Source organism: Rhodococcus sp. IEGM 1409, from assembly GCF_030056735.1.
Classification (GTDB): Bacteria; Actinomycetota; Actinomycetes; order Mycobacteriales; family Mycobacteriaceae; genus Rhodococcus_F.
In genome coordinates, this window is the sequence record NZ_JASHKN010000002.1 from 557038 (window position 1) to 578448 (window position 21411).

19 protein-coding genes are annotated in these 21411 nt (G+C 63.2%); 15 read left to right on the top strand and 4 right to left on the bottom strand.

Going from position 1 to position 21411, the window contains the following annotated elements; genetic code table 11:
* Nucleotides 1-9: 9 nt before the first annotated feature.
* The 10 genes from ftsY to trmD all read left to right on the top strand — a co-directional run bounded on the left by ftsY (nt 10) and on the right by trmD (nt 10839).
* A complete protein-coding gene (gene ftsY / locus QM716_RS08570; protein WP_283303740.1) occupies nt 10-1440 on the top strand; it encodes a signal recognition particle-docking protein FtsY in 1431 nt (476 codons plus the stop codon).
* A 247-nt stretch (nt 1441-1687) separates the two neighbouring features.
* On the top strand, nt 1688-2947 hold the full coding sequence (locus tag QM716_RS08575) for an ammonium transporter (RefSeq protein WP_042450902.1): 1260 nt from the start codon (nt 1688-1690) through the stop codon (nt 2945-2947).
* Between the two features lie 56 nt (nt 2948-3003).
* Nucleotides 3004-3342, top strand: a complete 339-nt coding sequence (locus QM716_RS08580) for a P-II family nitrogen regulator (protein WP_283303741.1) — start codon at nt 3004-3006, stop codon at nt 3340-3342.
* Nucleotides 3332-5839 (top strand): [protein-PII] uridylyltransferase, encoded by a 2508-nt coding sequence (locus QM716_RS08585; protein WP_283303742.1) that lies wholly within the window; start codon nt 3332-3334, stop codon nt 5837-5839. Before QM716_RS08580 ends, QM716_RS08585 begins: the two co-directional genes overlap by 11 nt.
* Nucleotides 5840-5955: 116 nt before the next feature.
* Nucleotides 5956-7533, top strand: coding sequence for a signal recognition particle protein (gene ffh, locus QM716_RS08590; RefSeq protein WP_283303743.1), 1578 nt, complete (start codon nt 5956-5958; stop codon nt 7531-7533).
* A 3-nt stretch (nt 7534-7536) separates the two neighbouring features.
* Nucleotides 7537-8619, top strand: coding sequence for an amidohydrolase family protein (locus QM716_RS08595; RefSeq protein ID WP_283303744.1), 1083 nt, complete (start codon nt 7537-7539; stop codon nt 8617-8619).
* A 209-nt stretch (nt 8620-8828) separates the two neighbouring features.
* Complete coding sequence (gene rpsP / locus QM716_RS08600) at nt 8829-9299, top strand: 30S ribosomal protein S16 (protein WP_283303745.1); 471 nt, start codon at nt 8829-8831, stop codon at nt 9297-9299.
* A complete protein-coding gene (locus QM716_RS08605) occupies nt 9296-9538 on the top strand; it encodes an RNA-binding protein (RefSeq protein ID WP_003939023.1) in 243 nt (80 codons plus the stop codon). The genes rpsP and QM716_RS08605 overlap by 4 nt, the downstream gene beginning before the upstream one ends.
* A 14-nt stretch (nt 9539-9552) precedes the next feature.
* The gene (gene rimM / locus QM716_RS08610; RefSeq protein WP_283303746.1) at nt 9553-10125 is read left to right on the top strand and encodes a ribosome maturation factor RimM; all 573 of its coding nucleotides are present in this window, start codon (nt 9553-9555) and stop codon (nt 10123-10125) included.
* Between the two features lie 9 nt (nt 10126-10134).
* Nucleotides 10135-10839, top strand: a complete 705-nt coding sequence (trmD, locus tag QM716_RS08615; RefSeq protein WP_283303747.1) for a tRNA (guanosine(37)-N1)-methyltransferase TrmD — start codon at nt 10135-10137, stop codon at nt 10837-10839.
* Here the strand turns inward: trmD and QM716_RS08620 are convergent.
* Entirely contained in the window at nt 10836-11411 is a 576-nt protein-coding gene (locus tag QM716_RS08620; RefSeq protein ID WP_283303748.1) for a dihydrofolate reductase family protein, read from the bottom strand. The genes trmD and QM716_RS08620 overlap by 4 nt on opposite strands.
* A gap of 68 nt (nt 11412-11479) precedes the next feature.
* Here QM716_RS08620 and QM716_RS08625 point away from each other — a divergent pair, with 68 nt between their 5' ends.
* Nucleotides 11480-12058, top strand: coding sequence for a TetR/AcrR family transcriptional regulator (locus tag QM716_RS08625; RefSeq protein ID WP_283303749.1), 579 nt, complete (start codon nt 11480-11482; stop codon nt 12056-12058).
* 4 nt (nt 12059-12062) lie between these two features.
* Here the strand turns inward: QM716_RS08625 and QM716_RS08630 are convergent, their stop codons facing one another.
* Entirely contained in the window at nt 12063-12509 is a 447-nt protein-coding gene (locus tag QM716_RS08630) for a GtrA family protein (RefSeq protein ID WP_283303750.1), read from the bottom strand.
* Nucleotides 12506-14704, bottom strand: a complete 2199-nt coding sequence (locus QM716_RS08635) for a hypothetical protein (protein ID WP_283303751.1) — start codon at nt 14702-14704, stop codon at nt 12506-12508. The genes QM716_RS08630 and QM716_RS08635 overlap by 4 nt, the downstream gene beginning before the upstream one ends.
* A gap of 172 nt (nt 14705-14876) precedes the next feature.
* Here QM716_RS08635 and QM716_RS08640 point away from each other — a divergent pair, with 172 nt between their 5' ends.
* Both QM716_RS08640 and rffA read left to right on the top strand, forming a co-directional pair.
* Complete coding sequence (locus QM716_RS08640) at nt 14877-15863, top strand: glycosyltransferase (protein WP_283303752.1); 987 nt, start codon at nt 14877-14879, stop codon at nt 15861-15863.
* The gene (gene rffA / locus QM716_RS08645) at nt 15853-16995 is read left to right on the top strand and encodes a dTDP-4-amino-4,6-dideoxygalactose transaminase (protein WP_283303753.1); all 1143 of its coding nucleotides are present in this window, start codon (nt 15853-15855) and stop codon (nt 16993-16995) included. The genes QM716_RS08640 and rffA overlap by 11 nt, the downstream gene beginning before the upstream one ends.
* 26 nt (nt 16996-17021) lie before the next feature.
* Here rffA and QM716_RS08650 read toward each other — a convergent pair whose 3' ends face one another.
* Nucleotides 17022-18008 carry a serine hydrolase gene (locus QM716_RS08650; protein WP_283303754.1) on the bottom strand — a complete coding sequence of 329 codons (987 nt, stop codon included), beginning with the start codon at nt 18006-18008 and terminating at the stop codon, nt 17022-17024.
* 75 nt (nt 18009-18083) lie between these two features.
* On the opposite strand from QM716_RS08650, the gene QM716_RS08655 reads away from it, so the two are divergent.
* Together QM716_RS08655 and QM716_RS08660 are read left to right on the top strand one after the other, a co-directional pair.
* Nucleotides 18084-20429 carry a Tex family protein gene (locus QM716_RS08655; RefSeq protein WP_283303755.1) on the top strand — a complete coding sequence of 782 codons (2346 nt, stop codon included), beginning with the start codon at nt 18084-18086 and terminating at the stop codon, nt 20427-20429.
* Nucleotides 20430-20522: 93 nt separating this feature from the next.
* Complete coding sequence (locus QM716_RS08660) at nt 20523-21410, top strand: hypothetical protein (protein WP_283303756.1); 888 nt, start codon at nt 20523-20525, stop codon at nt 21408-21410.
* Nucleotide 21411: the final 1 nt, after the last annotated feature.

Sequence of the window (21411 nt, forward strand, 5' to 3'; positions counted from 1 at the left end):
AATGGGCCGGTGACTACCCAGGCTTGGATCATCATCGCGGCTGTAGCAGCCGTACTACTCGTCGTTCTCGTTGCCGGATTCCTGCGCTATCGCAAGGGGCAGGTGTCTCTGAAGGCGCCCGAGACGAAGCCGGAGCTCGGCGCCCCTGAGAAGGACAAGTCAGGCGGCTACAAGGCCGGCGGCGGGTTCAACTTCAGTCAGGGGTCCACGGCGACGGCGCCGCCTCCGGTGGTGCCGTCACCTCCGGTCGCGGAGAAGCCGCCCGTCGTCGAAAAACCAGTCGTCGAAGAACCAGTAGTCGAAGAACCAGCTGTTGCGGAACCGGTTGTCGAAGAACCTGTCGCTGAGAAGCCGGCCGTCGTCGAGGAACCGGTTGTCGAAGAGCCGGTAGTAGAAGAGGCACCGGTAGCAGAACCGGTTGTCGAAGAGCCTGTTGTCGTTCCCGAACCGGTTGTCGTTCCCGAACCTGTAGTTGTACCCGAGCCCGTCGTGCCTGCACCGCGCGTGCTGGACGAGATCGACCCGACCGAGGGTCGGCTGGACCGACTGCGCGGACGCCTCTCCCGCTCGCAGTCAGCGGTCGGCAAGAGCTTGCTCGGTCTGCTCGGCGGCGGCGATCTGGACGAGGATTCGTGGGAAGAAGTCGAGGACACCCTTCTGATCGCGGACCTCGGCTCCGCGACCACCGAGAAAGTCGTCACCAAGCTTCGTGAGCAGATGGCGGCCCGCAGTGTTCGCACCGAAGCAGACGCCCGCGCACTGCTTCGCGAGGTGCTGATCGCCGAACTGCGTCCCGAACTGGACCGTTCCATTCGCGCACTGCCACACGACGATCACCCGGCTGTTCTGCTCGTCGTCGGTGTCAACGGGACCGGCAAGACCACCACCACCGGCAAGCTGGCTCGCGTGCTCGTCGCCGACGGTCGCCGCGTCGTGCTCGGTGCCGCGGACACGTTCCGCGCCGCCGCTGCCGATCAGCTCCAGACGTGGGCCGAGCGTGTCGGCGCCGAAGTTGTCCGTGGCAAGGAGGGTGGCGATCCCGCTGCGATCGCATTCGACGCGGTTTCACGCGGCATCGCAGACGGCGTCGACGTGGTCCTCATCGACACCGCCGGCCGGTTGCATACCAAGACCGGTCTGATGGACGAACTCGGCAAGGTCAAGCGGGTCATCGAGAAGAAGGCGTCGGTCGACGACGTTCTGCTGGTTCTCGATGCGACGGTCGGCCAGAACGGACTCGCGCAGGCACGAGTGTTCGCGGAGGTCGTGGACATCACCGGCGTCGTGTTGACCAAGCTGGACGGAACCGCCAAGGGTGGAATCGTCTTTCAGGTTCAGCATGAACTGGGCGTGCCGGTGAAGTTGGTCGGTCTCGGTGAAGGCGCCGACGATCTGGCGCCGTTCGAGCCGGGTGCGTTCGTAGACGCCCTGCTGGGCTGATGCCCCCGTGCGCCTTTTTGGTAGCGCGAACTACCAAAAAGGAGCACAGGGTTCGTAGAACCCCCTGGCGAAACCTGTTTGCAACAAAGTTGGGCAATTGGTTCACGTCTGCGAAACGCGACAGCGCCATGGACGAAACACCAGCCCAGCACTCTTCTCCTTAACGACGTGCTGCCCGGCACGTGCGACTAGGAGGTAGTAAGTGAGTACCGACGATTTGTTGGCGAACTCCGGTAACGCCGCATGGATGCTGATGGCTGCATCTCTGGTCTTGCTGATGACACCCGGCCTCGCTTTCTTCTACGGCGGGATGTCTCGGTCCAAGTCCGTCCTGAACATGATGATGATGTCCTTCGGGGCCATGGCCGTCATCGGCGTCATCTACGTTCTGTGGGGATGGTCGATGTCCTACGGCACCGAGAACATCGGGGGCATTTTTGCCAACCCGTTCGAGTTCTTCGGCCTCAAGAACAGCATCACGGATGCTGACGGCAACTTCATCGCCGGCGCGTGGGGCTACCCCAACGTCATCGACATCGCGTTCCAGGTGACCTTCGCGATCATCACCACCGCCCTCATCAGTGGTGCCCTGGCCGAGCGAGTCAAGTTCGGCACCTGGCTCCTGTTCTCGGGTATCTGGGTCACCGTCGTCTACTTCCCCCTCGCACACATGGTGTGGGGCGGCGGACTCCTCTCGGGCTCCGAGGACGGCATCGCGGCAAAGCTCTTCGGCACCACGGTCAACGACGACGGAGTCACTGTCGCCAACGTCGCTCCGATCGACTTCGCCGGTGGCACAGTCGTTCACATCAACGCCGGTATGGCCGGTCTGGTCCTCGCACTCATCGTCGGCAAGCGTCTCGGCTTCGGCAAGACAGCCTTCCGTCCGCACAACCTGCCGTTCGTGATGCTCGGCGCCGCACTGCTCTGGTTCGGTTGGTTCGGCTTCAACGCAGGCTCGGCATTCGCCGCCGACGGTAACGCCGGTCTCGCCTGGGTCAACACGACCACCGCGACGTGTGCTGCAGTCCTGGCCTGGCTCGCTACCGAGCGTATTCGAGACGGTCACGCCACCAGCCTCGGCGCAGCATCCGGTGCGGTTGCCGGTCTGGTCGCCATCACTCCTGCTGCCGGTGCGCTCAACCCGGTCGGTTCCATCTTCCTCGGCGCAGTCGCCGGCATCCTGTCCGCTCTCGCCGTCGGCTTGAAGTTCCGCTTCGGCTTCGACGACTCGCTCGACGTCGTCGGTGTTCACCTCGTTTCCGGCTTGTGGGGCACGATCGGTATCGGATTCTTCGGCACCGCAACCGGCCTTTTCTACGGCGGCGACTACAAGCAACTGGTGGTTCAGATCGTGATCGCACTCGCAGCACTCGTCTTCACCGGCGTTCTGACGACGATCATCGGCTTCGCACTCAAGCCCTTGGGCTGGCGAATCTCGGCCGAGGACGAGGCACGCGGCATCGACGAGACCGAACACGCAGAGACCGCATACGACCTCGCGTGATCAGCACGTGATTAAAGTGAATTCAAGCACTTCAGAGTTGGGAAAGGGATGAGCACATGAAGCTGATCACAGCAATCGTCAAGCCGTTCACGCTCGAGGACGTCAAGACCGGACTCGAGCAGGCCGGAGTGCTGGGTATGACAGTCAGCGAAGTTCAGGGCTACGGCCGACAGAAGGGCCACACCGAGGTGTACCGAGGCGCGGAGTACTCCGTGGACTTCGTACCCAAGGTTCGGGTCGAGGTCGTCGTCGACGACTCGGCCGTGGACAAGGTGGTCGAGGTGATCGTCGAAGCCGCTCGCACCGGCAAGATCGGTGACGGCAAGGTGTGGGTCTCGCCCGTCGAGTCGGTCATCCGGGTTCGTACCGGGGAACGCGGTGGCGATGCACTCTGACCCGAAAGGGTCCGAGAACTTCGGCCCTGGTTCCGTCGCGAAAGCGACGGGGCCAGGGCCGGTCTCGTCAGGGGGATCCGACGAAGCTGCGGACCTGGCCCGCGCACGCAAGGCCCTACTCACCGGTGGCGTCAAGAACAGGAGGCTCGACGCCCCGTCACTGCGACATGCACTGGTCGATCTGCACGAATTCTGGTTGACCACCAAGGGGACCGAACTGGGCATCAAACCGGATTGTGGGTTTGCCATCGTCGCCGTGGGCGGTCTGGGCCGACGCGAACTGTTGCCGTATTCCGACCTCGATCTGATTTTGCTGCACGACGACATGGACCCGGCAGTCGTGGCCCACGTTGCGGACAGCCTGTGGTACCCGCTGTGGGACGCGCACATCAAACTCGACCACAGCGTGCGGACGCTTCCGCAGGCACTCCAGGTTGCGGCCACCGACATGACCGCGGCGCTCGGAATGCTCGAAGCGCGCCACATTGCCGGCGACGTGGAACTGAGCAACCTGTTGATCAGTGGTGTCCGTCGACAGTGGCGTATGGATATCCGCAGCCGGTTCGACGAGTTGATCACCCAGACTCGTACGAGGTGGGAGCGCAGCGGCGAGATCGCCCATCGTGCCGAACCGGATCTCAAGAGCGGCCGGGGCGGGTTGCGTGACGTGCAGTTGCTCAACGCTCTGTCCATCGCGCAGTTGACCGACGGGATGCCGGGACTCGGGCCCAACTCGCCCGGCGGCGGTCTGGCACTTGCGCACAGGCGGTTGCTCGACGTGCGTACCGAACTTCATCGCGTTGCCGGTCGCGCCCGCGATCAACTGCGAGCGCAGGACGCCGACGAGATCGGTGCGGCGCTGCGGATCGGGGATCGATTCGATCTGGCACGCCTTCTCAGCGAATCGGCGCGCACCATCAGCTATTCGGTGGACGTCGGTATCCGGACCGCCGGAAACTCGTTGCCCAGGCGCGGTTTGTCTCGGCTGCGTCGTGCGCCGGTGCGGCGGCCCTTGGACGAGGGCGTCGTCGAGCACGCGGGTGAAGTTGTTCTGGCGCGCGACGCCAGACCGAAGAAGGACCCCGGTCTGGTGATGCGGGTGGCGGCAGCGGCAGCCACCAACGGCATGCCGATCTCGGCGTCGACGCTCAATCGCCTGGCCGACAATGCCCCCGAACTACGTGAGCCGTGGCCGAAGAACGCGGTCAACGATCTTCTTGTCGTGCTCGGTTCGGGCTCGCGTGCGGTTCCGGTGATCGAGGCGATGGACCGGACCGGACTCTGGGGTCGACTCCTGCCGGAGTGGGGAACCATTCGCGATCTTCCGCCGCGCGACGCCGTCCATACGTGGACGGTGGATCGCCACCTGGTCGAAACTGCCGCCTATGCAAGTGGATTCACCACACGGGTCGCCCGACCGGATCTGCTCATGCTCGGTGCGTTGATCCACGACATCGGCAAGGGCCGAGGGGGAGATCACAGCGTTGTCGGTGCCGAACTGGCCACCGCGATCGGAAATCGCTTGGGTCTCTGGCCTTCCGACGTCGCGACCTTGACGGCGATGGTGCGCTATCACCTGCTGTTGCCGGAAACCGCGACCCGTCGCGACCTCGATGATCCGGCAACGGTGCAGCGAGTGGTCGACGCACTCGAGGGAGACGGGACCCTTCTCGATCTCCTGCATTCGTTGGCGGAAGCGGACTCTCTGGCCACCGGTCCTGGTGTCTGGGGCGACTGGAAATCGTCGCTGATCGGTGAGCTCGTGCGTCGTTGCCGATTGCTGATGGCGGGGGAGGAGCTCCCGCAACCCGATCCGCTCGACCCCGAGCAGTTGGCCATCGCCGAGGACGGCGGGGTTCACGTCTCGCTCGTTCCGGCCGAGAATCCGCACACCTACGTCGTGACCGTCATCGCACCCGACGCGCCCGGGTTGTTGTCTCGGGCTGCCGGCGTTCTCGCGCTGCAGTCGTTGCGGGTGCATTCCGCTTCGCTGGGGTCGCATGCGGGTTCGGCGGTCAATTCGTTTGTCGTGACGCCGAGGTTCGGTACACCGCCGCAAGCGGTGTTGCTCCGACAGGAATTGATCCGGGCTTCCGCCGGTGAACTGAATCTGCTCGAGCTTCTCGACGCAAAGGACGAGGAGGCGCGGGCGGAGCAGTGGGACGACGCGATCCAGACCAACAAGGATTCGGCGGTTCCGGTGCTCTATTCGCAGGCGCCGCCGCGGGTCATCTGGTTCGACGCGTCCGGCGACGGTCACGCGATCCTCGAATTGCGTACCGAAGACCGCGTCGGCCTGCTCTGCCGACTGGCCGCAGCACTCGAGCACAGTGGTGCCGACATTCGGTGGGCAAAGGTCGCGACGTTGGGTTCTTCGGTGGTCGACGCGTTCTGCCTCGACTTCGGTGAGGCGGATACTCGCGCGGCGAGGGAGCGTGTGGAAGAGGCGGTGCTCGCGGTGGTTCCGGTGCCTCAACCCAAGAAGAAAGAGGATTGACGGACCTGGTTTCGGCGGTTACGCCCGCATCGGCTGGGATCGTTGCGGGCGTAGCGGCTAGGCTGGTGCCCGAGAATATCCACGGCTAACTCGCACGACCTTCAGGAGCGCACTCGGTGTTCGAATCCCTTTCCGACAGATTGACCGGATCTCTCAAGGATCTGCGTGGCAAGGGTCGTCTGTCCGGCGCCGACATCGACGCTACGGCCCGCGAGATCCGCCTTGCCCTGCTCGAGGCCGACGTCGCACTTCCCGTAGTGCGCAGCTTCATCGCCAAGGTCAAGGAACGAGCCAAGGGCGCCGAGGTCTCGGGTGCACTCAACCCGGCTCAGCAGGTCGTCAAGATCGTCAACGAAGAGCTGGTCGAGGTTCTCGGCGGAGAAACCCGTCGACTCCAGTTCGCCAAGACTCCGCCGACGGTCATCATGTTGGCCGGTCTGCAGGGTTCCGGTAAGACCACGCTGGCCGGAAAGTTGGCCAAGTGGCTGGGGGACCAGGGGCACACGCCCCTCCTCGTCGCCTGTGATCTTCAGCGTCCCGGTGCCGTCACTCAGCTTCAGATCGTCGGTGAGCGTGCAGGCGCCGCAGTCTTCGCGCCGCACCCCGGTACCTCCATCGGCGGCGGAGAGAACGCCCTCGGTGTGTCCGCTGCCGACCCCGTCGAGGTCGCCCGCGCCGGCGTCGAGGAAGCACGCAACAAGCATTACGACGTCGTGATCGTCGACACCGCCGGTCGCCTCGGTATCGACTCGGAGTTGATGGCGCAGGCCGCCGGCATCCGTGACGCCGTCAACCCGGACGAGACCATCTTCGTTCTCGACGCCATGATCGGTCAGGACGCGGTCAGCACCGCCGACGCTTTCCGTGAGGGAGTCGGTATCACCGGCGTCGTTCTCACCAAGCTCGACGGCGACGCCCGCGGTGGCGCCGCATTGAGCGTCCGCGAGGTCACCGGCCAGCCGATCCTCTTCGCCTCCACCGGCGAGAAGCTCGAAGACTTCGACGTCTTCCACCCCGATCGCATGGCCAGCCGGATCCTCGGCATGGGCGACGTCCTGAGCCTCATCGAGCAGGCCGAGCAGGTTTTCGACGCCGATCAGGCCGAAGCGACCGCAGCCAAGATCGGCTCCGGTCAGCTCACCCTCGAGGACTTCCTCGATCAGATGATGGCCGTCCGCAAGATGGGCCCGATCGGCAACCTGCTCGGCATGCTGCCGGGTGCCGGCGGTATGAAGGACGCGCTTGCCAACGTCGACGAGAAGCAACTCGATCGCATTCAGGCAATCATCCGCGGTATGACGCCGGCCGAGCGTGACGATCCGAAGATCATCAACGCCTCACGCCGACTGCGCATCGCGAACGGTTCGGGCGTCAAGGTTTCCGACGTCAACCAGTTGGTGGACCGTTTCTTCGAAGCCCGCAAGATGATGGCTGCAATGGCCGGACGGATGGGCATGCCCGGCGCACGCAAGCAGGTGCGCAGCAAGAAGGGCAAGAAGGGCAAGAAGGGCGGCAAGGGTCCGACGCAGCCCAAGATGCGCGGAGGATTCCCCGGTATGGGCGGATTCCCGGGTATGCCCGGCGGCATGCCGGCCGGAATGCCCGACCTGTCGAACATGCCCAAGGGTCTCGATCAGTTGCCGCCCGGACTGGAAGGCATCGATCTCTCCCAGCTCAAGCTGCCCAAGAAGTAGTCGGTGACTGCGCTTCATCTTCGGGGTATCGGTCTGCCCGATGCCCGGCCGATTGAAATGTGGATCGTCGACGGGCTGATTTCCTTCGAACCGGTGTCCGGTGCGGAGACGATCGTCGAATCGGGTTGGATCACACCGGGTCTCGTGGATGCGCACTGTCACGTCGGTATCCGTTACGGCGGTGGCGGCGGCGAGACCGTCGACGGCTTGCTCGAGCAGGCGCAAACCGAACGTGACGCAGGCGTGCTGTTGCTTCGTGACGCCGGATCACCGGTTGACACCAAGTTCATCGACGAGCGCCTCGATTTGCCGAGGATCATTCGGGCAGGTCAGCACATCGCGGCACCCAAGCGGTACATCCCGGGCCTGCCGGTCGATCTGGACGACGAATCTCAGTTGCCGGCTGAAGTGGTGCGTCAGGCGCGCGCCGGTGACGGTTGGGTCAAGCTCGTCGGGGACTGGATCGATCGTTCCGTCGGCGACCTCGCCCCGTTGTGGAGCGACGAGATTCTGGTGGAGGCCATCGCCGCCGCCCATACCGAAGGCGCAAAGGTCACCGCTCACGTTTTTGCCGAAGACGCTCTGCCTGGCCTGATCAACGCCGGTATCGACTGCATCGAGCACGGGACCGGACTGACGGACGCGACCATCGAGTCGATGGTCGCTCACGGCACGGCCCTGGTTCCGACGCTGATCAACATCGCTACTTTCCCCGAGATCGCGGACTCTGCCACGCGGTATCCGATCTACGCAGCGCACATGCGGGATCTGCATGCTCGTCGACACCAGACGATCGGTGCCGCTCACGACGCCGGGATTCCGATCTACGCCGGAACTGATGCCGGGGGTTCGATCAGGCACGGGCGCATCGCCGACGAGGTGACCGAACTCCAGGTTGCCGGTCTGACGGCGCACCAGGCGTTGGGTGCCGCTTGCTGGGACGCACGGAGTTGGTTGGGCGCTCAGGGTATCGAAGAAGGAGCGCCCGCCGACCTGGTGGTGTTCTCCGAAGATCCGCGCGGAAACCCCGCTGTGCTCGCGAAGCCGACGTGTGTGATCCTCCGCGGCACCCCCGTGAGTGGTTAGGGAGTCCCTGCACTCTCCGAACGCGCACAGGGTGGTTTCCGAACGAGCCCACCCATCTGGCACAATGGACCATTGTTCGTCGCAACCGGTTACGTACCGCTGCGACGGTCACAGGATAGAGGCAAAACCGGGCTCACAAATCGTGTGGGTCGCTGAATTGCACGTGACATGCGCAGCACTGTTGTGCGCGCTGAAGGAGAACTGCAGCTATGGCTGTCAAAATCAAGCTCACCCGCCTCGGCAAGATCCGCAACGCTCAGTACCGCGTTGTCATCGCCGACTCGCGCACCCGTCGTGACGGCCGTGCGATCGAGACCATCGGCAAGTACCACCCCAAGGAAGAGCCCTCGCTGATCGACATCGATTCCGAGCGCGCTCAGTACTGGCTGTCCGTGGGCGCACAGCCCACCGAGCCCGTCGAGGCACTCCTCAAGATCACCGGTGACTGGCAGAAGTTCAAGGGCCTGCCGGGCACCGAAGGCACCCTGCGCGTCAAGGAAGCCAAGCCCTCCAAGCTCGAGCTCTTCCAGGCTGCACTCGCGCAGGCCGAGAACGAGCCGGTTGCAGAAGCAATCACCCCCAAGAAGAAGAAGGCTGCAAAGGCTGACGAGGCCAAGGCAGAAGACACCGCGGCTGACGCCGAGGCTCCCGCTGCAGACGCCGAGGCTGCTGACAAGTGAGTGCCGTCGTCGCTGATGCGGTAGAGCATCTCGTGCGTGGCATCGTCGCCAATCCCGACGATGTGCGTGTCGAGCTGATCACCGGACGTCGGGGACGGACCGTCGAGGTGCACGTGCATCCCGACGATCTCGGCAAGGTCATCGGTCGGGGTGGTCGCACGGCGACCGCTCTGCGGACCTTGGTCTCCGGCATCGGTGGCCGCGGTATCCGTGTTGATGTCGTCGACACCGATCAGTAGACGGCAGTAAACAGGTGGAACTCGTAGTCGGTCGTGTCGCGAAGTCGCATGGCATCAAAGGTGAATTGGTAGTCGACGTTCGTACAGACGAGCCCGAAGATCGTTTTGCCGTAGGTTCCGTGCTGCGTGGGCGTAAGCCGCGCGAGTCCACACTGAAGTCGTACACAGTGGAAGCCGCCCGGGATCATTCCGGGCGGCTTCTGCTGCGCCTCGAAGGCGTCAGTGACCGTGGCGACGCAGATGCGTTGCGCGGCACACTGTTTGTCATCGACAGTTCCGAACTCGAGCCTTCGGATGATCCGGACGAGTTCTACGATCACGAACTCGAAGGACTGAAGGTCGTCCTCACGGACGGCGCCGAGGTCGGTTCGGTCATCGAGGTATTGCATTCCGCCGCAGGCGAATTGCTTTCGATTCGCCGCGCCGGTGAGACGTCCGGTGAATTGCTGATCCCGTTTGTCGCTGCCATCGTCACCTCGGTGTCGATCGCCGACGGCGTTGTGGTGATCGAGCCTCCCGAGGGACTGCTCGACCCGGACTTCGGCGACAAGTCGAACAGCGACAATTCGAACGCCGACAGTGACTGATCGCTTGTCATGCGTCTCGATGTAGTCACCATCTTTCCCGAGTATCTCGAACCGCTTCGTGCTGCCTTGCTGGGCAAGGCAATCGAACGTGGCTCGATCTCGGTCGACGTCCACGATCTTCGGTCGTGGACCCACGACGTGCACAAAGCCGTCGACGATTCTCCATACGGCGGCGGACCCGGCATGGTCATGAAACCGACCGTCTGGGGCCCGGCCCTGGACGACGTGATCGGACGAGCAGATACTGACGGCCCGGATGACGCCGAGACGATTCTGGTGGTGCCCACTCCTGCCGGCGTTCCGTTCACCCAGGCGACCGCACACCGATGGTCCACCGCACAGCACCTTGTCTTCGCCTGCGGCCGATACGAAGGAATCGATCAACGAGTTTTCGACGACGCAGCCAAGCGAGTTCGCGTCGAAGAAGTCAGCATCGGCGACTACGTACTGATCGGCGGTGAAGCTGCCGTGCTGGTGATGGTTGAAGCCGTCGTGCGGCTGATGCCCGGCGTTCTCGGCAATCAGCTTTCACACCAAGAAGATTCGTTCTCCGACGGGCTCCTCGAAGGACCCAGTTACACGCGTCCGGCCGTGTGGCGCGACCTCGAGGTTCCGCCTGTTCTGCTGTCGGGTGATCACGCAAAGATCAAGGCTTGGCGCCATGCGCAGTCGCTGCAGCGCACGGCCGAGCGTCGACCGGATCTACTTCCCTAGGTATTTCGCTTCAACCAGGTGATGCTCGCGCCGTCACTCAGCGATTCGGCAGCAGTCGGTGTGAACAGTGTCGGCTCGAAGTTGCCTCTGATCATCGGTATGCCCGCGCCTGCGACAACCGGATACCTCTTGATGACCAATTCGTCGATCTCTGGTAGCAGTTCGCCGGCGAGAGTTCCACCGCCGCACAGCCAGATATCTTGTCCTTCCTCTTCTTTGAGGGATCTGACCAGCGCCAGCGGATCAGTGCGGACGAGGGTGACCGCGGGATCCTCGGTGTCGGGGAGGGTGGTGGAGACGACGAACTGGCGCAGATGTGCGAATGGGCTCGTCACCCCGGCGGTCAGCCCGGGTTCGTAGGAACCGCGACCCATGATGACGGTGTCGAAGACTTTGTTGGGTGCGCCCTCCACGCCGAGGGAAGGTCGCACATGCGTTGGCACGGTGTCGGGATACCGATCGCATATCCAGGCCGTGATCTGTTCGGATACCGGGTAGAAGTCGAATTCGCCGCCTGGTCCCGCGATGTAGCCGTCGAGCGATGCTCCCACGTAGTACACAAGCTTTCGCATGGAGTGCTCCGTTCGTAGTACTCTGTTTGTAGTGGTTTAACTTAGGGTCGTGTCTGGAGTGATGTCAAGTGCGAAAGAACCCTGAACGTCGGCTTGCCCTGATCGACGCGGCAATCGAGGTGTTGGCGCGAGAGGGGGCTCGAGGCTTGACCTTTCGAGCCGTCGACACTCAGGCAGCCGTGCCGAACGGGACTGCGTCGAACTACTTCTCGAATCGCGACGACCTGCTCACCCAAGCGGGTGGCCGGATCTACGAGCGACTGATACCGGACGACCTCGAGGGATTGATCGATCCCGTCAACGGCACCGATCGTGAGCGCCTGGTGACGCTCATGCTCGAAGTGGTCGAGCGGGTCACCTCATTCGGGACTGGTTTCCTTGCGCTCATGGAGTTGCGGCTGGAGGCGACGCGTCGTCCGGACCTGCGTGCGGTACTGACCGTCCGTATCCGAGAAGACTTCGATCTGAATGTAGCCAATCATCTGGCGTCGGGCGTGCCCGGTGATGCGATGGCCGTTCGCCTGCTCTACATGTCGTTGAACTGGCTCGCACTGGATCGACTCACATTGCCGAACCTGTTCGGACAGGAAGACATTCGAACGATCGTCGAGGCGGCAGTGGATCGAGCGTTACCCCGCGAGTCGTAGAAGGTCAGTGCCGTTCGGTAGGTTTGCGGCGGAACGAGAAGTATCGATGACCGAAGAAACTCACACCGGCAACGATCAGCATGACAACGGCCTGAGCGGGGAGCGGCGGGGCGTGCAGAATCGACACTGCGAGCGTTCCGAGAATCAGATTCAACACGAGACCACCGGAATTGACGACGATGAACGCGCCCAGGTCGCGGGCAACATGTCCGCGAACGCGGAAAACCAGAGTCCGATGCAGAACAAAAGCGATGAGGACGCTGATGGAGTACGCGCCGATCACGGCCACCTGATACAGATTCTTGTTGTCGAGGATCAATGACCACATCACGAAGAGCACGTAGCCTATCGCCGTATTGGCCACTCCGACAATGGCAAACGCGATGGGTTGATGCTTGACCACCCGCAGCAGTGGGCCGGGGTTCTCGGTTGATGCGACGTCTTCGGTCATGAAGACTCGGTGTGCACGTCGTTGATCCGGTCCTTGCGCCGTGTGCGCAGATACATCCACTCGAGCACACCGAGTCCGAGGATTCCGGCGACCATCGAGGCGCCGCCGACCTTCCATCCCGGGGGACGCCAGGTCAGGACAAGTTCCGCGTCTGTCGTTCCGGCGGGAACGTCCACGGTAACAAAGGACTTCGCGACGACGTCGATCGGCACGGGCTGACCGCCTAGGCTAGCCCGATATCCGGGCCAGCCGAGTCGCGCGAACACGACCTTTCCGCCGTTCTCCGAACTGACTCTCAGGGTGCTGGACATGTTCGATTCCGCGATCGACGTAGCCTCGACGCCTTGGGCGTCGGCGATGCGGCCGTTGCGTGTCGAGACGGGGCCGTCGACGCGTTCGAGTACCGAGATGTAGTTCTCGTGGCCGGGGTAGTCGACCCATGTCCATCCGTCGGGAGCGGGGTTCTTGCGTGCATCGGGGTAGAGGGCGTTCTGCAGGACCACGCGGTCGACGTTCATGAGATCGACCAGGGTGCGGCCGGTTTCCGGTTCGACGGAGAAGGCCCGCGCGAACGCGTCGGGGCACACGCTCATGTCCCAGCGCATGCACAGGAGATTGCCGAAGTAGTAGTGCCCGTTGGGGGTGTAACCGCTGGTGTAGGTCAGTTCGAGGTCTTTGGGGTAGTTGCCGAAGGCCAGGGAGCCGTACGCTTCGTCGAGTGTTCGGTCGCCGGGGGCAATGAGCGCGCGGTCGCCTAGTTGTAGTGTCGTGCCTTCGAAGTCGGGGAAGGCTTCTTTCATCTCCGAGCGGGATTCGGGCAGGTTCCAGCTCATCGGGGTTGGTTGTGCGGCTCGAACCTGGACGTAAGCGATGGGGGAGACCGCGACGATCGCTACGAGGCATGCGAACGCGGTGCCCTTGGTACGGCCGAGCCACACCATCGCGGCGCCGAGGGCAACGACGGCGACGGCTGAGATCACGTGCCATTTCGCGAGCCCTGGGGCTGCCGAGGCGGACCGAATCAGAAGCAGGCCCACGAGGATTCCCGCGGCAACGCAGCGCCCGCGCAACTTGTCGGTCGTGGCGTACCGCCCGAGCAGGATGCACACCAGAAGCAGAAGGCCGAGGGCCACCATCGGAAGCACGCGTGCGGGCCAGCGCAGTGGGCCGATCGTGCTCGGCCCGGCGGTCCACATGAGGACGGCGACCGTGAAGATCCCGACGGCCGTCAATTCGCGTGCCGCGGCGCGTGCCTTACCCCAGTCGATGAATGCCAGGGCAGGTATGAGGAACCATGCGACGTAGACCATGGGCATGGTCTGGATGTATCCCCACCACGAGGTGAACGCAGGCATGGTGCTCGGCAGGCTCGCGTTCAGCGATTCCGACCACGGAACGGCGAGGAATGCGTCGTTCTTGACTTCGGATGCACCGCGCCAGGTGACGTCGGCGGTGAGCAGGCTCGGCAGATACGTCGCGAGACCGGCCAGAGCGGCACATGCGGACACCGCCAGAAGCCGCAGCGACGGCAGCCAACGCCGCTGATAGACAACTTCGCCGATTGCGACCGCGCCGATCATCAGGCCGGATTCGACTGCGGGGAAAACATATTGGACCGACATCGCGAGATACAAGAACACGAAGGTCGGGATCGGACCGCTTTTACCTCGGGTGTAGCGGATTGCCGACGCCCACGCCTGAACCATCCATGCAGTGCCGGTGAAGGCAGTCATCCAACTGGCCGAGTCGAAGAACAGCAGGAAACCGGTGAACGGAATCGAGACGCCGGCGACCGCAGCCCAAGTGGGCTTCGAGCCGTACTCGAGGCAGATCCGATAGACGCCGAGCGCAAGGATGATCGCGAAGATCAACTTCACGATTGTCGCGTACAAGGCCAAGTTGTCGAAGGACGGTGCGATCAGGTCGATCAGGAGCTGTGGTGGATTGAGAAGGCCTGCTTCCTCGATCGCGTAGTTGCCCGCCATCCAGTTCTCGGGGACGAGCACGGGGAGGTGTCCTTCTCGCAGACTGCGGCCGAGCATGACCCACAGCGGCGCGTACTGGGACTCGGTGTCGTCGGTGTAGAAGTGACGAGCGTTCGCGAGCACCACGGCCAGGTAGCCGGCGATGACACCGATCGCCGTGACGGCGCCCCACTTGTACACGTCTGCCCGGGCAAGAGTGCGAGTTTCCACCACGAGTTCCAGACCTTAACAGGGCAGGTGGAGCGCACGGAGACGCGAGCGCGTCACGCGCCGCCGGCATCCGAAGTCAAGACATCTCTGCGTGTTAAAGTTCGCGACGGTGTGGGCCCGATCGTGCCTGTGTCTCGGCGCCAGTCGAGCCCCCTGAAGGGAGTGGAAGCGAGTGCACTCGATTTCCGTCGTAGTGCCCGTTTATCAGGGCGAAAAGACGATCACGGCGCTCGTCGAGGAGTTGGACGCCCTGGGCGCACCGAGTACGACGCCCGGTGGTGCGCAGTTCTCCGTCGACGAGATCGTGCTGGTCCACGACAACGGCCCGGACCGCTCCGACGTCGTGTTACTCGAATTGGAGCGCCGTTTCGAGCAGGTGCGTCTCGTGTGGCTCAGCCGCAACTACGGCCAGGACGCGGCCACTATCGCCGGCATGGCCGCTGCAACTGGCCAGTGGATCGTGACGATGGACGAGGACGGCCAGCACGACCCGGTGCACATCGGAGCTTTCCTCGACACCGCGCTGACGGAGCGATCCGACCTCGTGTATTCCAAACCCACGAACACCCGCCCACACGGATTTTTGCGGAACCTGACCTCGCGCGGCGCAAAGATCGTCTTGGCGACGGTATTCGCGTTCCCTGATTCGACGAGATTCGAAAGTTACCGCTTGATCCGCGGTGACATCGGTCGACAGTTGGCCGGCGTCGCCGCCAACGGCGTGTATCTGGACGTCGCGCTGACGTGGGTTGTCGGTAACACGGCCTCGGCGCCGGTGACACTTCGGGCCGAAGGCCGCGAGGAATCCGGATACAACTATCGCCGTTTGTTCTCGTTGTTCTGGAAGATGGTGTTGTGTAGCGGAACCCGCGGTTTGCGGCTGGTCAGTCTGCTCGGAGTCACCCTGGCGTCGGCCGGTGTGATCATGGCCGCGGTGATCTTCATCGGCGCCATGACCGGCGACAACAGCGACCCCGAAGGATGGGCGTCGATCATCATGGCGCTGTTGGTCTGTTCAGGTGCGATCCTGTTCTCGCTCGGGCTCATTGCCGAATACCTCGGTGTGGCACTGCACGTCCTTGTCGGAAAGCCGCTGTATCTGACTGTCGATTCACCGCGGCCCGGAACCTCGATCGATCGGCGTACTCGTGAGCACTGATCGAATCATCTTCTCTCGCCCCTATCGGGCATCGAACGAATTGTCGAATCTGGCAACGGTTCTGGAGTCCGATCACATTCACGGTGACGGACGTTTCACCAAGTCTGCGACTGCAGCGATCAAAACGATCACCGGATCCAGGCACGCTCTGCTGACTACCTCGTGCACGCACGCACTCGAATTGGGTGCGCTGCTGCTCGAATTGGGCCCGGGCGACGAGGTGATCGTTCCGAGCTTCGCGTTCAGTTCGGCGGCGACCGCCGTCGCGTTGCGCGGTGCCACTGTTGTTTTCGTCGACATCGATCCGAGCACCGGCAACATCGACCCGGCGTGCGTCGCGGCGGCGATCACGGAACACACAAAAGCAGTACTTGTCATGCATTACGGCGGAGTCGCCGCCGACATGGAACCGCTGCTCGACCTCGCGGAACTCCACGGCGTCGCGTTGATCGAAGACAACGCTCACGGGCTCGGCGGAAAGTGGCGCGGGCGCGCGCTCGGCACCATCGGAACAATCGGAACGCAGAGTTTTCACGACACCAAGAACGTTCATTGCGGCGAGGGCGGCGCGCTGCTGCTCTCCGACGATCAGCTGATGACCCGCGCCGAAATCATCCGTGAGAAGGGGACCGACCGTGCGCGCTTCCTACGCGGCCAGGTCGACAAATATTCGTGGCAGGACATCGGGTCGAGTTATCTGCCCAGTGAACTCAATGCCGCTGTCCTCGACGCACAACTTTCCGAGTTCGACGCGATTCAGGCGGCCAGGCATCGCGTCTGGGATGCCTACAGCGTGAGTCTGGGCGTGTGGGCGTCCGCGAACGGTGTCGTGCCCATGGCGGCGCCCGATGATCGCGAGCACACCGCGCACTTGTTCTATCTCAAGATGCCGACCGAAGAGAGCCGCGACGGCTTGATTCGGCATCTTGCCGGTGACGGAATCGTGGCGCCGTTCCACTACATTCCGCTCGATACGAGTGCGGCTGGTGTGCGCTACGGACGAACACCGGAGCCGTGCGTGCGTAGTGCCGAGTTTTCGGCGTCGATTCTCCGACTGCCGCTGTGGCCCATGCTCACGTCCGAACAGCAGGAACGAGTCATCAGTTCGGTGCTCGAGTACAAGCAAGACTGAGTACGAATAGGACCGCGTGGATCGAATCAGGGTCCGGAGGCTTCGGGCATCACCGAAACCGTGGTCGTGGATGCTGCAGCCCAGTCGTCGATGCTTCCGCTCGGGAAGAGGATTTGTGTGACACCGGTGACCGTGTCGCGTGCGTGCAGTGCACTTTCGTCGTCGACTGCGTCAGTGAACGAAGTGTCGGGATAGAAGCTGTCCTCGTCCGTGTACTGGACGTCTTCTCGTGAACCGATCGCGATGATGTATCGGTTGTCGTCACCGACGATGCCGGTGGACAGGTGTATCCACTTGTCCTCGACACAGCACATCCAGCCTTGTTTGACTCCGATGACCGGCTCGCCGAACAGGGCCTCGGGCAGGCCGAACCTCTGGTCGTAGCCGTCAGTTCCTTCGGGAGTGGATTGCCGCAGGTACTCGACGAACTGGTCGACTCGTTCAGGTCCGAGTTGGTCGGAGTCGTCGAGGACGCCGTTGTAGAAGGTGACCAGGTCACGGGTCGTGGTTTCGGTGTTCCACCACATTCCGTCCCACGGCGGCGTCGTCGCGGTCAGTGCGTAACGCTCGGCGACGCGGGTGATCACCTCTTGACCGCCGACCTCGTCCCACAGGAGATTGGCTGCCGTGTCGTCGGAGGACTCGAGCATCGCAGCCATGAGGGTGCGATCGTCGTCCGTGATCGGCCGCTCGCCTCGCGCGTCCTGGTGAAGTAGATCCTCCGCGATGAATAGCTTTGCCACCGAGGCGGTTTCGATCTGCTGGTCGCCTGAGACATCGAGGTACTTGTCCGAGGAGCGATCGAGGATGGCGATGGAGACGTCCGCACCGCGCCCGACCGCCGCCACCTGAGCTTGCGCCAGTCGACCGTCGAGAGTCTCCGCGACCGGGACATTGGTGTCGGGGAAGGCGGGGGTCTGCATCGAATCATCCGGGTTCTGTCCGCCGCTGCACGACGCCGCAAAAGTAACTGCGGCCGCCATTGCGGCAATCCGGACGTACCGCGTACTCATCTGTTTCCCCCGGTGGCCCTGACACGGCACTGTTGCCGATCTTCTTGTCTCAGGATAGCGGTAGGGTCGGATCTCGTGATTCTCAAGACCGTGAACCAGCGCATTGCCGAGGAACTCGACGTCCGCGAAGGCCAGGTTGCAGCAGCAGTCGACCTTCTCGACGGCGGGGCCACGGTGCCCTTCATCGCCCGGTACCGCAAGGAAGTCACCGGCACGCTCGACGACGCTCAGTTGCGACTCCTGGACGAGCGGCTGCGGTATCTCCGTGAGCTCGACGACCGTCGTGACGCCGTGCTCACGGAGATCGACTCTCAGGGCAAATTGGACGATCAATTGCGCGGTCAGATCATGCTCGCCGAGACAAAAGCGCGGCTGGAGGACATTTACCTTCCCTTCAAGCCGAAGCGTCGTACCAAGGCGCAGATCGCCCGTGAGGCCGGCCACGAGCCCGTCGCGGATGCCCTCATCGGCGACCCCACCACCGATCCCGCGCAGTATTCGGACGAGCAACTCGACGGAGCCCGGTCGATCCTCGTGGAGCGCTTCGCCGAGGACGCCGATCTCGTCGGTGAATTGCGCGAGCTGATGTGGAATCGCGGCCAGGTGGTCTCGACGGTCCGCAAGGGCAAGGAAGCAGATGGCTCGAAGTTTGCTGACTACTTCGAGTTCTCGGAACCGTTCTCGAAACTGCCCTCACACCGCATCCTCGCCGTCCTGCGCGGAGAGAAGGAAGAAGTGCTGTCGGTGAACATGGCCGCCGACACCGAAGAACTCGCGCCGGGGGAGCGCACGGTCTACGAAGGCCGCATCGCGTCGCGGTTCGAGATCGCCGACCGTGGCCGTGCCGCGGACGGGTGGCTCCTCGACACCGTGAGGTGGGCGTGGAAGACGAAGTTCGCGGTCACGCTCGGTATCGACACTCGGATGCGTCTGCGACAGTCGGCCGAAAAGGATGCCGTCGACGTCTTCGCCACCAACCTCAAGGATCTACTCCTCGCGGCTCCCGCCGGCGCCCGACCCACCATGGGACTCGACCCCGGATTCCGCACCGGAACCAAAGTTGCCGTCGTCGACGGAACCGGCAAAGTTGTTGCCTACGAGACGATTTACCCGCACCAGCCGCAGAACAAGTGGGATGCCGCTCTGGCGACGCTTGCCGGGTTGGTCGCCAAGCACGGCGTCGAACTGATCGCCATCGGCAACGGCACGGCCTCACGCGAGACCGACACGCTCGCTACCGAACTGATCAAGAAGACCGGCGCGCCCAACCTGACCAAGATCGTCGTGTCCGAGGCAGGCGCATCGGTGTACTCGGCTTCGGCATACGCGTCGCAGGAACTTCCCGACCTCGACGTCTCGATTCGCGGTGCGGTGTCCATCGCGCGTCGCCTGCAGGATCCGTTGGCGGAGTTGGTGAAGATCGATCCCAAGTCCATCGGCGTCGGTCAGTATCAGCACGACATCACCGAATCGCTGCTCTCACGTTCCCTCGACGCCGTGGTCGAGGATGCCGTCAACTCGGTCGGCGTCGACGTCAACACTGCGTCCGTGCCGCTGCTCGCTCGGGTGTCCGGAATTGCAGGCTCCCTCGCAGAGAGCATCGTCGCGCATCGGGACCAGAACGGTCCGTTCAAATCCCGTAAGGGCCTCAAGGACGTCTCACGACTGGGACCCAAGGCATTCGAGCAGTGTGCCGGCTTCCTTCGGATCGCCGACGGTGACGACCCCCTCGACGCATCGAGCGTCCACCCGGAGGCGTATCCGGTGGTTCGCAAGATCGTCGCGAGTGCCGGCGGGGACGTGCGCACCGTGATCGGAAACTCGCAGGCACTTCGATCGGTCACGGCGTCCGACTACGTCGACGAGCGATTCGGCCTGCCGACCGTCACCGACATCATCTCCGAGTTGGAGAAGCCGGGACGAGATCCGCGACCCGAGTTCAAGACCGCGACTTTTGCCGCAGGCATCGAGAAGGTCGCGCACCTCAAGCCCGGTATGACGCTCGAAGGTGTGGTCACCAACGTCGCGGCCTTCGGCGCCTTCGTCGACATCGGAGTTCATCAGGACGGTCTGGTTCACGTCTCGGCGATGTCGCACAACTTCGTCAAGGACCCGCGCGAGGTCGTCAAGTCGGGTGACGTCGTCAAGGTGAAGGTTCTCGAAGTGGACGAGGCGCGCCAACGCATCGGGCTGACGCTCCGTCTCGACGACGAGGTGGGCGCTCCCCGCAAGTCCGAAGGCCCGCGAGGTGGGCAACCTCAACGTCAGGGTCAGCCTCAGCGACAGAGCCAGGGGCAGGGCCAAGGGCAGCAACGAGGTGGCGGAGGGCGACAGAGTGGACGCGAGTCTCGTCCGGAGAACCGTGCACCCGTCGCAGGATCGATGGCGGACGCGCTGCGCAAGGCCGGGTTCGGCAAGTAAAGCGGTACGCCGGGTTTTCGAAGTCCGTATCGTCACAATCGAGTCGGTTGGCAGTATGAATCGGATCATCAATTCGGTGAAAGGAGGACAGTGATGCGGGAGTGGCTCGAGCGAGAGATCATCGCCCACGGCCGATTGCCGCTGCTGTTCTTCCTTCTCGGGTTCCTGTCCGCGTTCCTTTTCATCCGCCTGAGCGTCCGGATGATCCGCGCGCAGGTGAAATGGTGGCCGGGAAACATCGCGCCAGGCGGTCAGCACGTGCATCACGTCGTGTTCGGTGTGATCGCCATGATGATCTCCGGAGGTGCTCTGATCGCGGTCTACGTCGACGGTTCGCAGACCACCGGTGCCGTACTGGCGGCGATCTTCGGTATGGGTGCTGCGTTGGTGCTCGACGAGTTCGCACTGATCTTCTATCTGAAGGATGTGTACTGGTCCGAGCAAGGTCGGACCTCGGTGGATGCGGTCTTCGTCGCGGTCGCCGTGACCGGTCTGGTGCTGTTGGGGTTCCGCCCGCTAGAACTGCTCGACGTCGCCGGATTCCGTGAAGAACGAGATCCGTGGATCAAGTTGGTCTTCGTTTTTGTCGCGTTGATCAACTTCGCCTTGGCCGCCATCGTGATTCTCAAGGGGAAGATCTGGACGGGGCTCGTTGGCCTGTTCGTCTTTCCGTTGCTGGTAATCGGAGCGATTCGCCTGAGTCGGCCGGGTGCGCCGTGGGCACGTTGGCGATACACGCGCAAGCCGAAACGGATGAACCGCGCGCTCGAGCGTGAACGGAAATGGCGTCGGCCAGTCATCCGGGCCAAGATCTACGTCCAGGATCTCATTGCCGGATCGCCGAGCGTCGAACACGCTATGACGGCGGCCGAGCAGGAATTGGACCACACCATCCACGCGGCTCCGCCACCACCGATTTCCCCGCTGGTGTCCGCGTCTGGCACAATGGACGGGTTGCCTGGACCAGGCAGCAGCACTTGAT

What these genes read in the sequence shown, in the direction of transcription:
- QM716_RS08620 (WP_283303748.1), bottom strand. Translation starts at nt 11,411, where the DNA reads ATGCGAAAGCTTGTGTACTACGTGGGAGCATCGCTCGACGGCTACATC.
- QM716_RS08585 (WP_283303742.1), top strand. Translation starts at nt 3,332, where the DNA reads ATGCACTCTGACCCGAAAGGGTCCGAGAACTTCGGCCCTGGTTCCGTC.
- QM716_RS08650 (WP_283303754.1), bottom strand. Translation starts at nt 18,008, where the DNA reads ATGAGTACGCGGTACGTCCGGATTGCCGCAATGGCGGCCGCAGTTACT.
- QM716_RS08575 (WP_042450902.1), top strand. Translation starts at nt 1,688, where the DNA reads ATGCTGATGGCTGCATCTCTGGTCTTGCTGATGACACCCGGCCTCGCT.
- rpsP (WP_283303745.1), top strand. Translation starts at nt 8,829, where the DNA reads ATGGCTGTCAAAATCAAGCTCACCCGCCTCGGCAAGATCCGCAACGCT.
- QM716_RS08580 (WP_283303741.1), top strand. Translation starts at nt 3,004, where the DNA reads ATGAAGCTGATCACAGCAATCGTCAAGCCGTTCACGCTCGAGGACGTC.
- QM716_RS08660 (WP_283303756.1), top strand. Translation starts at nt 20,523, where the DNA reads ATGCGGGAGTGGCTCGAGCGAGAGATCATCGCCCACGGCCGATTGCCG.
- trmD (WP_283303747.1), top strand. Translation starts at nt 10,135, where the DNA reads ATGCGTCTCGATGTAGTCACCATCTTTCCCGAGTATCTCGAACCGCTT.
- QM716_RS08630 (WP_283303750.1), bottom strand. Translation starts at nt 12,509, where the DNA reads ATGACCGAAGACGTCGCATCAACCGAGAACCCCGGCCCACTGCTGCGG.